Genomic DNA, 13,386 nt, shown 5'->3' with positions numbered 1-13,386 from the left:
GAGGGGTGGTGCCTGCGGCCGTGGTGATCCTTGTATTCAGGCGTGAACTCCCCGAGAGCGGAAGGTGATCCGCGGACAAACACGGAGCCGCGGACCGCCCCCCGATGTGCCGACCAGTCGGTATGGACATCGCCGCGCGCCGGGGGTACAGATGCGGGCATGCGCATCTCCGCCACGATCTTCCTCACCGACGAGACGATCACCCCGACCCGGCTGGCCCGTGAGCTGGAGCAGCGGGGATTCGCCGGGCTGTATCTGCCCGAGCACACCCACATCCCCGTCGAGCGGACCACGCCGTACCCGGCCGGCGGCGACCTGCCGCGCGAGTACGGCCGGACCCTCGACCCCTTCGTCGCCCTCGGGCAGGCCGCCGCCGTCACCGAGCGCCTCGGCCTCGGCACCGGCATCACCCTGGTCGCCCAGCACGACCCGATCGACCTGGCCAAGCAGATCGCCACCCTCGACCACCTGTCCGGCGGGCGCTTCACCCTCGGTCTCGGCTTCGGCTGGAACGTGGAGGAGGCCGCCGACCATGGCGTCGACTGGTCCTCGCGCCGCGACCTCGTCCGCGACCGGATGGCCCTGATGCGGGCGCTGTGGGCCGACGAACCCACGGCGTACGAAGGTGAGTTCGGGTCCGTCCGGGCCAGCTTCGCCCACCCCAAGCCCGTGCGGAGGCCGCGCGGCACACAGCTCGACGGGCCGCGCACCCTCGTCGGCGGCGCCGCGGGGCCGAAACTGTTCGCCCACATCGCCGAGTACGCCGACGGCTGGCTGCCGATCGGCGGACGCGGGCTGTCCGAGAGTCTGCCCCGGCTGCGGGCCGTCTGGGCCGACGCCGGACGCGACCCGGCCGCCCTCCAGGTGGTGCCGTACGCCGTCTTCCCCACCCCCGGCAAACTCGCCCACTACGCCGAACTGGGCATCGAGGAGGTCGTCGTCCAACTGCCCACGGGCGACGACGCCGAGGTGCTGCGCGCCCTGGACGGATACGCGCCCTTCGTCGCCTGAGCGCCGCCGCTGATCAGGCCGCTCGTATGCTCGAAGGATGACGACTGACGCGACCCCCGGAACCGGCCCGACCGAGAACTCCATGCGTCGCGCCCTCAAACGCGCCCGGGACGGCGTCGCCCTCGACGTGTCCGAGGCGGCCGTGCTGCTCCAGGCCCGCGGCGAGGCGCTCGACGACCTCGCCGCGTCCGCCGCCCGGGTCCGGGACGCGGGCCTCGAGGCCGCCGGCCGGCCCGGGGTCATCACCTACTCCAAGAGCGTCTTCATCCCCCTCACCCGGCTGTGCCGGGACAAGTGCCACTACTGCACCTTCGTCACCGTCCCCGGCAAGCTGCGCCGCGCCGGCCACGGGATGTTCATGTCCCCGGACGAGGTGCTGGACATCGCCCGCAAGGGCGCGGCGCTCGGCTGCAAGGAAGCCCTCATCACCCTCGGCGACAAGCCCGAGGACCGCTGGCCCGAGGCCCGCGAGTGGCTCGACGCGCACGGCTACGACGACACGATCGCCTACGTCCGGGCCATCTTCATCCGCATCCTGGAGGAGACGGGCCTGCTGCCCCACCTCAACCCGGGCGTCCTGAGCTGGACCGACTTCCAGCGCCTCAAGCCCGTCGCGCCCTCCATGGGCATGATGCTGGAGACGACCGCGACCCGTCTGTGGTCCGAGCCCGGCGGCCCGCACCACGGTTCCCCGGACAAGGAGCCCGCCGTCCGTCTGCGCGTCCTGGAGGACGCGGGCCGCTCCTCGGTGCCGTTCACCTCCGGCATCCTCCTCGGCATCGGCGAGACGTACGAGGAGCGCGCCGAGTCCCTGTTCGCGCTCCGCCGGATCTCCCGCGCCTACCACGGCGTCCAGGAACTGATCATCCAGAACTTCCGCGCCAAGCCGGACACCGCGATGCGCGGCATGCCGGACGCGGAACTGGACGACCTCGTCGCCGCCGTCGCGGTGGCCCGCCTCATCATGGGCCCGGCCGGCAACATCCAGGCCCCGCCCAACCTCGTCGACCACGAGTACGCCCGGCTGATCGCGGCCGGCATCGACGACTGGGGCGGCGTCTCCCCGCTCACCATCGACCACGTCAACCCCGAGCGCCCCTGGCCGCGCATCGAGGAGCTGGCCCGGCGCTCCGCCGACGCCGGGTTCGAGCTGCGTGAACGGCTGTGCGTGTACCCGGAGTTCGTGACGCGCGGCGAGCCCTGGCTGGACCCCCGGCTGCTGCCGCACGTCCGCGCCCTCGCCGACCCGGAGACGGGCCTCGCCCGGCCGGACGCCGTGGTCGAGGGCCACCCGTGGCAGGAGCCCGAGGAGGCGTTCGTCTCCTCCGGCCGCACCGACCTGCACACGGCCATCGACACCGAGGGCCGTACGTCCGACCGGCGCGACGACTTCGACGAGGTGTACGGCGACTGGGGCGCCCTGCGGGAGGCGGCGGCGCCCGGCATGGCCCCGGAGCGCATCGACACCGACGTCCGCCAGGCGCTCCGCGTCGCCGCCGACGACCCGACGCGGCTCACCGACGACGAGGCGCTGGCCCTGCTGCACGCGGACGGGCCCGCTCTGGACGCGCTGTGCCGGGTCGCCGACGACGTCCGGAAAACGGCGGTCGGCGACGACGTGACGTACATCGTCACCCGGAACATCAACTTCACGAACGTCTGCTACACCGGCTGCCGCTTCTGCGCGTTCGCCCAGCGCCGCACCGACGCCGACGCCTACACCCTCTCCCTGGACCAAGTCGCCGACCGCGCCCAGCAGGCGTGGGAGGTGGGCGCGGTGGAGGTCTGCATGCAGGGCGGCATCCACCCGGACCTGCCCGGCACGGCGTACTTCGACATCGCCCGGGCCGTGAAGGAACGCGTCCCCGGCATGCACGTGCACGCCTTCTCCCCGATGGAGGTCGTGAACGGCGCCACCCGCACCGGCCTGTCGATCCGCGAGTGGCTGACGGCGGCCAAGGAGGCCGGCCTGGACTCGATCCCCGGCACCGCGGCGGAGATCCTCGACGACGAGGTCCGCTGGGTCCTCACCAAGGGCAAGCTGCCGGCGGCCACCTGGATCGAGGTCGTCACCACCGCGCACGAGCTGGGCATCCGCTCGTCCTCGACGATGATGTACGGGCACGTCGACCAGCCGCGGCACTGGCTCGGGCATCTGCGCACCCTGGCCGGCATCCAGCAGCGCACGGGCGGCTTCACCGAGTTCGTCACGCTGCCGTTCATCCACACCAACGCGCCGGTCTATCTCGCGGGCATCGCCCGCCCCGGTCCGACGATCCGTGACAACCGCGCGGTGACGGCCATGGCCCGGCTCCTTCTGCACCCCCACATCCCCAACATCCAGACGAGCTGGGTCAAACTGGGCACCGAGGGGGCGGCGGAGATGCTCCGCTCCGGCGCCAACGACCTGGGCGGCACGCTGATGGAGGAGACGATCTCGCGGATGGCGGGCTCGTCGTACGGCTCCTACAAGTCCGTACGGGACCTGGTGGCCGTCGCGGAGGCGGCCGGACGCCCGGCGAAGCCGCGCACCACCCTGTACGGCGAGGTGCCCGAGGAGCGGCGGCGGGCTGCGGCCGCGTCGGACGGGCACCTGCCCGAGCTGCTGCCCGTCCTGGACTGAGGGGGAGCCCGCGAGGGTCGGTACGATGATCCGACCCTCGCCGGCGGACTCGCCGGCGTTCCCCAGCCGTCGTCGCGTTCCGTGGCCGCCGACGGCCGTCCATAGCTTTCCGTAGCCGAGGAGATGCGTGCCCGTGCCTGCTACCAAGGTCTGGGTGACCGGTCTGACGGTGGGCGCGATAGCCGCCGTCGCCGCCCTCGCCGTGCAGGCCGACAAGGGCCCCCACCCGACGGCGCACAAGGCCCGCCCGAGCGCGTCGGCGTCCCCGCAGGCGAGCCCCGCGCCGTCGAAGCCGGCCCGGACCGCCGAGGTGCCCGACGGCTCCGGCACCGGCCGCCGTATCGTCTACGACCTCGGCGACAAGCGGGTCTGGCTGGTCGACGCGAGCGACGCCGCCCGGCGGACCTTCACCGTCTGGCCCGGCACGGTCAGCCCGGACCCCGGCCGCTACGCGGTGTCGTCCCGGACCATGGCCACGAAGGGCTCCGACGGCGTGCAGATCGAGAACATCGTGTACTTCGCCACGAAGTCCGGCGTCTCCATCGCGTTCTCCAACGCCGTGGACGGCTCCTCGCCCCCGCCCGCCGCCGGCAAGCAGACCGGCGGGGTCCGGATGCGCGCTGCGGACGGGGCGGCGCTGTGGACGTTCGGCGAGACGGGGACGCCGGTGGTCGTCGTCGACTGACCCCGGCGCCCGTCGGAGTCAGGCGTCGGGGGACTCCACCCGCCCGGCCGGCAGGTGGTTCACGATCAGCACGACACCGCTCAGCAGGAACACCCGGGTCGCCGCGTCGAGCCCGTTCCAGTCCGAGGACTGCCACATCGCGAACCACTCACCGCCGATCGCGATGAACCCGGCGCCGAACAGCAGCATCAGCATCAGCAGCCCGTACGTCGAGAAGCGGCGGGCCCGCCCGTCGTCGTGGCGCGCCCACAGCCAGGTGCCGTATATGAGCACGAGCGCGGCGACGGTCTCCCAGACGATGATCGCGACGTACGCCGCGTCCTGAAGTCCCTTGCCGGTGACGGCGCGCCACATCAGGTCGTCGTCCTTGAACGTGGTGTCCATCGCGAGGACGTGCCGTACGAACTGCTGGTTCGTACCGAAGTCCGTGATGTTCCCGAAGGCGACGAGCGCGATGTAGAGGGCCGCGGTCCCGGTCAGGAGGGTGGCCGCGAGGTGCAGGGGGGTGCGTGGGGGTGTGGTCGACATGGAGGTCATCTTCCCCGCGTCGCGCGGGTGTTCGGGCGTCATTGCGCCACAATGGGCGCACGGACTTCGAGGGCGGGCGGACGAGGGGACGTACGGTGGCGCAGGCGCAGCCGTCGATGCAGGAGCTGATCCGGCAGCGCAGCCGCGCCGGCTTCGTGGGCCGGGGAGCCGAACGGGCCGCGTTCCGGGAGAACCTGGAGCTGCCGCCTCAGGACGAGCGGCACCGCTTCCTGTTCCATGTGCACGGCCAGGCCGGCGTCGGCAAGTCCTTCCTGCTGCGGGAGCTGGAACAACTGGCCCGCGAGAAGGGCGCGTTGACCGCGTCCGTGGACGAGTCCGTCGGCAGCGTCCCGGAGGTGATGGCGGCGATCAGCCGCCGGTTCGCCGCCCAGGGGCACCGGTTCAAGGACCTCGACCGGGCGCTCGCCACCCACCGGGAGCGACGGCACGAGGCGGAGGCGGCGGCCGCCGCCCTGGGCCCCGAACCGGAAGGGCCGTCGGCCGCCGGCACCGCCGTGATGCGGGCCGGACTCGTCGGCCTCGGCATGGTCCCCGGCATCGGCCCGTTCGCGGGCGCGCTCGACGCCGGCCAGCTCGCCCAGAGCGCCGACCGGCTGCGGGCGGGTCTCAGCGCCCGCTTCCGCAGCCAGGACGACGTACAGCTGGTGCTCTCCCCGGAGCGGGTGCTCACCCCCGTCCTGCTGACCGAGCTGTCCGGCGCCGCGGAACACGCCCCGTGGATCGTCCTGTTCCTCGACACGTACGAACGTACCGGCCCCTTCCTCGACGGCTGGCTGCACGACGTCATGACCAGCGACCGGTACGGCGCGCTGCCCGCCACCGTCGTCGTGGTCACCGCGGGACAGCACCCCTTCGACACCGCCCGCTGGGGCGGCTTCACCGACTTCATGACCGACATCCCGCTCGGCCCGTTCACCGAGACCGAGGCGCGCGGACTGCTGGCCGACCGGGGCGTCGTCGCCGAGCCGGTCGTCGAGGAGGTCCTGCGGCTCACCGGCGGCCTGCCCGTCCTCGTCTCGACCCTCGCCGAACAGCGCCCCGCCCGCCCGGACGACATCGGCGACCCGAGCGCCACCGCCGTCGAACGCTTCCTGAAGTGGGAGCAGGACCCCGTGCGCCGGGCCGTGGCACTCGCCTGCGCGCTGCCCCGGCGGGTGGACATGGACGTGTTCCGGGCCGCCGCGGACTGCCCCGACGACGATGTCGAGGCGCTCTTCGCCTGGCTGCGCGGCCTGGCGTTCGTGGACGAGCGGGGCGACCGGCTGCGCTACCACGACCTGGTGCGCGAACCGATGCTCCGCCTGCAGCGGCGCCGCTCCCCGCGCGGCTGGACCGAGCGGCACGACCGCCTCGCCACCGTCTACGGCCGCTGGCGGGAGGAGGCCGGCCAGGGCCTCGGCCCCTTCCAGCTGTGGCTTGAGGAGGAGTGGCGCGACCTGCGGCTGGAGGAGACCTACCACGCGCTGTGCGCCCGCCCCCGGTCCGCGCTGAACGAGGTGCTGTGGGACGTCGTGCAGGTCTGCGGCGCCGACGAGGCGGCGGGCCGGCGCTGGGCGCAGATGCTGGTGGAGGCGGGCGAGGCCACCGGCGACGCGGCCCTCGGCGACTGGGGCGCCGCGCTGGCCGAGGCGCTCGCGGACGACGCGACCGCCATGACCGCGGTGGCGGACCTGATCCTGTCCCGTCCGGGGCCCGACCGGCGCACCCGGGCGGCCGCCCACGCCTTCCGGGCGCGGGAGCTGCGCCACGAGGGCCGGTACGAACGCGCCCTCGCGGACGCCGACCGGGCGGTCGAGCTGGACCCCGGCCTGTCGGGGGCGCACTACGGCCGCGGACTCGCCCTGCGCGCGCTCGGCGACTTCCCGGCGGCGCTCGCCGCCCTCGACACCGCCGACCGGCTCACCCCGGACGACGAGTTCGTCATCTCCGAGCGCGCCGAGACATACCGCCTCGCGGGCCGCCACGAGGAGGCGTTCGCCGACTACGACCGGGCCGTCGCCCTCGACCCGGCGGACCCCGAGTACCTCGCGGGCCGGGCGGTGTCCCGCCAGGAGCTGGGGCAGCTCGACGAGGCGCTGGCCGACCTCGACCGGGCGGTGGCCCTCGACGAGGACTACCTGTGGCCGCTGGTGCGCCGGGCCCGGCTGCGCCGCGTCCGCTCCGAGTGGGACGAGGCGTTCGCGGACTACGACCGTGCCGTGGAGAAGGCACCCGACAGCTCCTGGGTCGCGTCCGAACGCGGGGACGCCTACCGGCTCGCGGGCCGCTTCGAGGACGCCGTCGCCGAACTCGGCCGGGCCGTCGCCCTCCAGCCGGACCACGCGTCGGCGCTCGCCGGCCGGGGCCTCGCCCAGTACGCGCTGGGCCGGGACGAGGAGGCGCTGGCCGATCTCTCCCGGGCCGTCGGCCTGGTCCCCGACTACACGTGGGCGCTGGTCACCCGCGCCCAGGTCAAGGCCCGCACGGGCGATCAGGAGGGCAGGTTCGACGACCTGCGGCGGGCCGCCGCGACGGACACCTCGGACGGCTGGGCGGCCGCCGAGCTGGGGGAGGCGTACCGGCAGGAGGGCCGCTACGAGGAGGCGCGCGCCGCCCTGGAGCAGTCCCTGGCCCAGGACCCGGAGTACGACTATGCGCACACCACCCTCGGGGCCGTCCACCAGGCCCTCGACGACCACAGAGCGGCGTACCGCTGCTTCGGGCGCGCCCTCGAGACCGGCGACGACGCCGGCTGGGTCCGCGCCCAGCGGGCCCGTGCGGCGATGGAGCTCGGCTGGTGCGAGGAGGCCCTGGCCGACCTGGACCGGTGCGTGGCCCTGGACTGGGAGCCGGTCTGGGCCCGCCGGACGGCCATCGACCTGCTCGTGCTGTGCGAGCGCTGGGACGAGGTGGAGGACCGGCTGCGCGCGGCCGAGGCGGCCGGGCTGCCCGACGGCGAACTGGACGATCTGCGGGCCGAGTGGCACGCCCACCGCGAGGAGTGGGAGGAGGCCCGGCGCTGCGCGGAACGGCTGCGGGAGCCCGAGCCCCTCGAATGCGCGTTCCAGACGGCTCTCGTCACCTCCCTCGCGGACGGCCTGCCCGCCGCCGAGCCCCTGTGGCGGGAGCTGGCGGGGATGCTGGAGACGGACACCCGCCTGGAGGAGACCCAGCACGCGCAGGGCCACTGCTTCCTCGGCTGCGTCCTCGGGGACTGGGCCCTCGCCGACCGGGGACTGACGGCCTTCCTGGCCCGGGAACCCGGCTGGGCGGACACGGCGACCCTGGCCGCCATCCTCGGCCACGTCCTGAGGAGCCCCGGCGCCGACGCGGCACAGCTCGCCCCGCGCCTGGAGCGGGTCACGGCGGCGGCGGAGGCGATCCGGGCACGTCACCGGCGCTGACCGGACACCTCACCGGCGCCGGCCGGCGAACGGCGCGAAGGGGCCGTTCCGGGCCACTCCCGTCACACACCGCATACCGATCCGCCCTCTGAACCCACGGTCCCCGGTCGATTACAGTGGCGAACTGTCGTACGAGCGGATGGTCACGGGGAGGTCTTGGTGGGGGCGACTGGCGGACCCGTCTGGGGCCGTACCGAGCAGCAGGACTTCCGCAGCCGGGTGCGCGGGACACTGCTCGGCGCGGCCGTCGGGGACGCCCTCGGGGCCCCGGTCGACGCGCTCGGCCTGGCCGAGATCCAGGAGCGGCACGGCCCCGAGGGCCTGCTCGACCTGGCCCCCGGCTACGGGCGCCGGGGCGCCGTGACCCATCTCACCCAGCTCACCCTGTTCTCCGTGGACGGGCTCATACGGGCCCAGGTGCGCCGGGACACCGGCGCCTGGCATCCGCCGACCGACCTGCACCGGGCCTATCTGCGCTGGGCCGCCACCCAGCGCGACTGGGGTCCGGACGAGCGCCGCAAGGACGACGGCTGGCTCGCCCGCGAGGAGTGGCTGTACGCCCGCCGGGACGCCACCCGCTCCCTGCTGCTCGGCCTCGGCGACGAGACCATGGGCACCCTGGAGACGCCGAAGAACATCGCCGAGCTCGGCCCGGAGGCCGCCGCGCGCTCCGCGCCGTTCGGGCTGCTCGTCGGCTGGGAGCCGCAGCTCGTCGTCCAGCTCGCCGTGGAGTGCGCGGCACAGACCCACGGGCACCCGGTCGCCTACCTGTCGGCGGGCGCGTACGCCGTGATCGTGCACGGGCTGGCCTGCGGGGAGAGCCTGGACGGGGCGGTGCAGCGGGCCCTCGCGCTGCTCGCCGTGCGCCCCGGGCACGAACCGGTGTCGGACGCCCTCCAGCACGCGCTGGGCGCGGTCCGCCAGGGCATGCCGACGCCCGCGCGGGTGGCGGAGCTGGCGGCCGACGGCTCGGCCGACGGGCTGCTCGCGGCGTCCGTGTACTGCGCCCTGGTCGGCGAGGACGTCCGGCAGGGACTGTGCCTGGCCGTGAACCACGACGGCCCCTCCGCCGCCACGGCCGCCCTCACCGGCGGTCTGCTGGGGGCCCTGCACGGCGAGACGGCCCTGCCCCCGGCCTGGCTGGCCGAGCTGGAGGGCCGTCCCACGATCCTGGAACTCGCCGACGACTTCGCCATGGAGATGACGCAGGGCCCGTCCCTGCACGGGCCGGGCGCCTCCGCGCCGGGCTGGCTGGCGCGCTACCCGCGCGCCTGAGCCCCGCCGTCCGCGCCCGCGTTCACTCCTTGGCCCGCACCACGTCGTCCGCCGGACCGGCCGGCGCCGGCACCGCGGCGGCCGCCGCCCCGTCGCCGTCCGTGTTGACGCTCTCCACCACGGCGAGGCGCTCCGGGGTGTCCTCCGGCTTCAGGTACCCGATGAGGATGTAGAGGACCAGGGAGACCGCCAGCGGGATGGAGACCTGGTACTGCAGCGGCACCCCGCCGTCGACGTTCCAGCTGATCGGGTAGTTGACCAGCCAGAAGGCGAGCAGGCCCAGCGCCCAGCTGGTGAGCGCGGCGGTCGGCCCGGAGCGGCGGAACGGCCGCAGCAGACCCAGCATCATCGGGATCGCGATCGGCCCCATGAGCCCGGCGACCCACTTGATGACGACGGTGATGATGTCCTTGAACGTGGGGGAGTTGACCTGGGTGGCCACCGCCATCGACAGACCGAGGAAGACGACGGTCGTCACACGGGCCGCGACCAGCCCGGACCGCTCGTTCCAGGCCCGCGCCTGCTTCGACAGCACCGGCGCCACGTCCCGGGTGAAGACGGCGGCGATGGCGTTGGCGTCGGAGGAGCACATGGCCATGGTGTGCGAGAAGAAGCCGACGATGACCAGGCCCAGCAGGCCGTGCGGCAGCAGCTGTTCGGTCATCAGGGCGTAGGAGTCGGAGCCGTCCGGCTTCTGCGAATCGACCAGCAGCGGCGACATCCACATCGGGAAGAACAGCACGACGGGCCAGACCAGCCACAGGATCGCCGAGAGCCGTGCGGAGCGCCGGGCCTCGTGCGGGGTGGCCGTGGCCATGTACCGCTGGGCCTGGTTGAGCATGCCGCCGTTGTACTCGAAGAGCTTGATGAAGAGGAACGCGAGCAGGAACACCGTGCCGTACGGGCCGACCAGCGGCTCGCCGTGGCCCTGGAGTTCGGGTTCGTCCCAGGCGCCGAGGAAGCCGATGCCCTTGTCGTTCAGCTTCATCACCACGGCGAAGAACATCGCGAGCCCGGCGAGCAACTGGATGACGAACTGGCCGAGTTCGGTGAGGGCGTCCGCCCAGAGGCCGCCGATCGTGCAGTAGACGGCGGTGATGCATCCGGTGATGAGGATGCCCTGGTTGAGCGAGACCCCGGTGAACACCGACAACAGGGTCGCGATCGCGGCCCACTTGGCGCCCACGTCCACGATCTTCAGGAGCATGCCGGACCAGGCGAGCGCCTGCTGGGTCCGCAGGTCGTAGCGGTTCTTCAGATACTCCAGCGGGGAGGCCACGTGCAGCCGTGACCGGAGCCGGTTGATGCGCGGCGCGAACAGCCTCGACCCGATGGCGATGCCGAGCGCGATGGGGAAGGACCAGGTGACGAAGGACGTCACGCCGTAGGTGTAGGCGATGCCCGCGTACCCGGTGAACATCACCGCGCTGTAGCCGGACATGTGGTGCGAGATGCCGGACAGCCACCACGGCATCCTGCCGCCCGCGGTGAAGAAGTCGCTGACGTTGTCCACCCGCTTGTGGGACCAGACACCGATGGCGACCATCACGCCGAAGTAAGCGATGAGCACGGCCCAGTCGAGACTGTTCATGTGACCCCTTCCAGGGTTCCGCCCTGTGAACGGCCCGCCCATGGTCGACGCGTAGAAGAGGACACGACAAGCGCAGGTAAGGTCAACAGACAGTAAAATCGTTCTACTTGGTGACCTCGGTTCAGAGATATGAACAGCGAAATCCGACGGAACCCGTACGTCGGCGTATCAACTTCCCGGCGTCGACGAGCGGCGACCGGCCCGTGACCGAGCCGCGCCGACCGGCTCCGTCAGCGCAGTTCCTCCGGGCAGGGCGTGCCGCGCGGCACGTCGTAGGGCGCCGCCAGCCGGTACACACCCGCCCGCGGGGCGACCAGCGTCGTCCAGCGGTCGCCCTCGGCGTCCTCCTCGGTCTCCATCAGGCAGCCGTTGACGTTGGCGTACGTCTTCGGCTCGCCGTCGGGACGCTTGCGGGACGCCTCCGTCTCCTTCGGCGGGTCGAGCTTCCTGCCCTCGGCGTCCACGATGCTCAGCCACGGCGAGTAGGGGATGCGGATCAGGACGCGGCCCGGCCTGCTCACCCGCATCGTCATCTCGCCCTGCTCGGCCCGGTCCACCACGGCGTTCGGCTCGGCGAGCGGCGTCGGGTCGGTCACCTGGAACAGCTGCCAGTTCGCGTCGCCCCACACCTGCTTCAGATACGGCAGACCGCGCTGCACCAGCTCCCGCTCGCGCTGCGCCGCCGAGGGGTCCGGCTCGTCCTTGGGCAGCACCACGAAGTGCACCGCCCAGCGCCGCAGCCACTCCCGGTAGTTCGCCGAGTTGAGGGTGCCGTCGTAGAAGAGAGGGTTGCGTTCCATGTCGGCCTGCCGGTTCCAGCCCCGCGCCAGGTTCACGTACGGCGCGAGCGCGGACGCCTCCCGGTGCGAGCGGGCCGGCACGACCTCCACCCGGCCCTTCTCGGCGCCGACCTCCTGGAGCTCGTTGACCAGCGGGGCCAGCTCACGCGCCCAGGACGCCTCCGGGGCCGCGTGGATGATGTCGTCGACCGTCTTGTAGCCGATCCACCCGACGAACGTCAGCAGGGCCGTCACCACCGCGTACCACTTGCGGGTGCGCGGCACCGTGAACGGCAGGGCCGCCACCAGCGTCACCCCGGCGAACAGCATCGCCAGCCGGGTGATGTTCGACCCGATCTGCGAGCTGACCACCCACACCAGGACGACCGAGACGCCGTACACCGCCGACACCAGCCGGACCGTCCGCCAGTCCTCGGGCACCGCGGCATAGACGACGACCGCCATCAGCAGCGGCATGAGCACCGAGCCGAACACCATCGGCTGGGTGCCGGAGAACGGGAACAGCCACGCCGACAGCCCCACCACGGCGGTCGGCGCGAGCCCCAGCGCCCAGGCGCCCGGACGCCGCTTCTGCAGGAACAGCGCGACGGCCACGAGCCCGACGAAGAGACCCGCGACCGGCGACGCCATGGTGGCGAGCGCGGCGAGCGGCGCCGCGCACAGCGCCTTCGCCCAGCGTTTGTAGCGCCAGCGGTACGGCCAGCAGAAGACGACGGCGACCGCGCCGAGCGCGAACATCGTGCCCAGCGCGAACGTCACGCGTCCGGAGATGGCGTTGGCGATCAGCCCGAAGATCCCGGCGAGCGCGGCCCACAGCGGGTTGCGCACGGACCGGCTGCGCAGCAGGACCAGCATCAGCAGCCCCGCCGAGATCGTCCCGGCGATCATCATCGTCGTCCGGACGCCCAGCACCGACATCAGATACGGCGACACGACGCTGTACGACACCGGGTGCATCCCGCCGTACCAGGCGAGGTTGTACGCGGAGTCGGGGTGCCGGCCGACGAACTCGGCCCAGGCGTCCTGGGCCGCGAGGTCGCCGCCGCTGTTCGCGAACGTGAAGAACCAGATGATGTGGAGCAGCCCCGAGAGGGCGGTGACCGACAGCACCGGGTGACGCAGCAGACGCTCGCGCACGGCGTGGACGGCCCTCGTCACACGCGACGACGGCCCGGTCCGGGTGTCGTCCGGACCCTCCTCCGCACGCGGCGCGGGCACGCGTATTCGCGGACCGGCTCCCCGTCCGGGATCGGCGTCGTCGGCGCGTGTCGGCTCCGCAGTGGCCACGTCTGAGGCACTCCCCGTGCTGTCTTCTGTTCCGGCCGCGTCCCGTGTCCCGCGTGTCTCGGCCCGGTAGGTCAAGGTGCTGCGGCCGTGCCCCCTGGGCGACGACCTGCCCGATTCGTGACGCTAGCACGCAGCCCGCCGACGAGTGGGGTCGGCGGGCTGCGGTGCGGTGACGCGGTCGC

8 protein-coding genes are annotated in these 13,386 nt (G+C 73.1%); 5 read left to right on the top strand and 3 right to left on the bottom strand.

Annotation, left to right across the window (positions count from 1 at the left end):
- The first annotated feature begins 159 nt into the window (after positions 1-159).
- The 3 genes from F8R89_RS15520 to F8R89_RS15510 all read left to right on the top strand — a co-directional run bounded on the left by F8R89_RS15520 (position 160) and on the right by F8R89_RS15510 (position 4,319).
- Positions 160-1,011: an LLM class F420-dependent oxidoreductase gene (locus F8R89_RS15520; RefSeq protein WP_151784548.1), complete on the top strand. Its 852-nt coding sequence runs from the start codon at positions 160-162 to the stop codon at positions 1,009-1,011.
- Positions 1,012-1,048: 37 nt separating this feature from the next.
- Positions 1,049-3,634 carry a bifunctional FO biosynthesis protein CofGH gene (locus F8R89_RS15515; RefSeq protein ID WP_151784547.1) on the top strand — a complete coding sequence of 862 codons (2,586 nt, stop codon included), beginning with the start codon at positions 1,049-1,051 and terminating at the stop codon, positions 3,632-3,634.
- 133 nt (positions 3,635-3,767) lie between these two features.
- Positions 3,768-4,319 (top strand): hypothetical protein, encoded by a 552-nt coding sequence (locus tag F8R89_RS15510; RefSeq protein ID WP_151784546.1) that lies wholly within the window; start codon positions 3,768-3,770, stop codon positions 4,317-4,319.
- A gap of 18 nt (positions 4,320-4,337) precedes the next feature.
- Here the strand turns inward: F8R89_RS15510 and F8R89_RS15505 are convergent, their stop codons facing one another.
- Positions 4,338-4,847 (bottom strand): DUF2165 domain-containing protein, encoded by a 510-nt coding sequence (locus F8R89_RS15505; protein ID WP_151784545.1) that lies wholly within the window; start codon positions 4,845-4,847, stop codon positions 4,338-4,340.
- 116 nt (positions 4,848-4,963) lie between these two features.
- Here F8R89_RS15505 and F8R89_RS15500 point away from each other — a divergent pair, with 116 nt between their 5' ends.
- Entirely contained in the window at positions 4,964-8,251 is a 3,288-nt protein-coding gene (locus tag F8R89_RS15500) for a tetratricopeptide repeat protein (RefSeq protein ID WP_413251293.1), read from the top strand.
- A gap of 159 nt (positions 8,252-8,410) precedes the next feature.
- Positions 8,411-9,526, top strand: a complete 1,116-nt coding sequence (locus F8R89_RS15495; RefSeq protein WP_151784543.1) for an ADP-ribosylglycohydrolase family protein — start codon at positions 8,411-8,413, stop codon at positions 9,524-9,526.
- 22 nt (positions 9,527-9,548) lie between these two features.
- Here F8R89_RS15495 and F8R89_RS15490 read toward each other — a convergent pair whose 3' ends face one another.
- On the bottom strand, positions 9,549-11,117 hold the full coding sequence (locus F8R89_RS15490; RefSeq protein WP_151784542.1) for a sodium:solute symporter family protein: 1,569 nt from the start codon (positions 11,115-11,117) through the stop codon (positions 9,549-9,551).
- Positions 11,118-11,347: 230 nt separating this feature from the next.
- The gene (locus tag F8R89_RS15485; protein WP_151784541.1) at positions 11,348-13,204 is read right to left on the bottom strand and encodes an MFS transporter; all 1,857 of its coding nucleotides are present in this window, start codon (positions 13,202-13,204) and stop codon (positions 11,348-11,350) included.
- Positions 13,205-13,386: the final 182 nt, after the last annotated feature.

The sequence above is a fragment of the Streptomyces sp. SS1-1 genome (assembly GCF_008973465.1).
Taxonomy (GTDB): Bacteria; Actinomycetota; Actinomycetes; order Streptomycetales; family Streptomycetaceae; genus Streptomyces.
The sequence above is the reverse complement of the archived record's forward strand: the minus strand, read 5'-3'. Positions and strand labels throughout refer to the sequence as shown.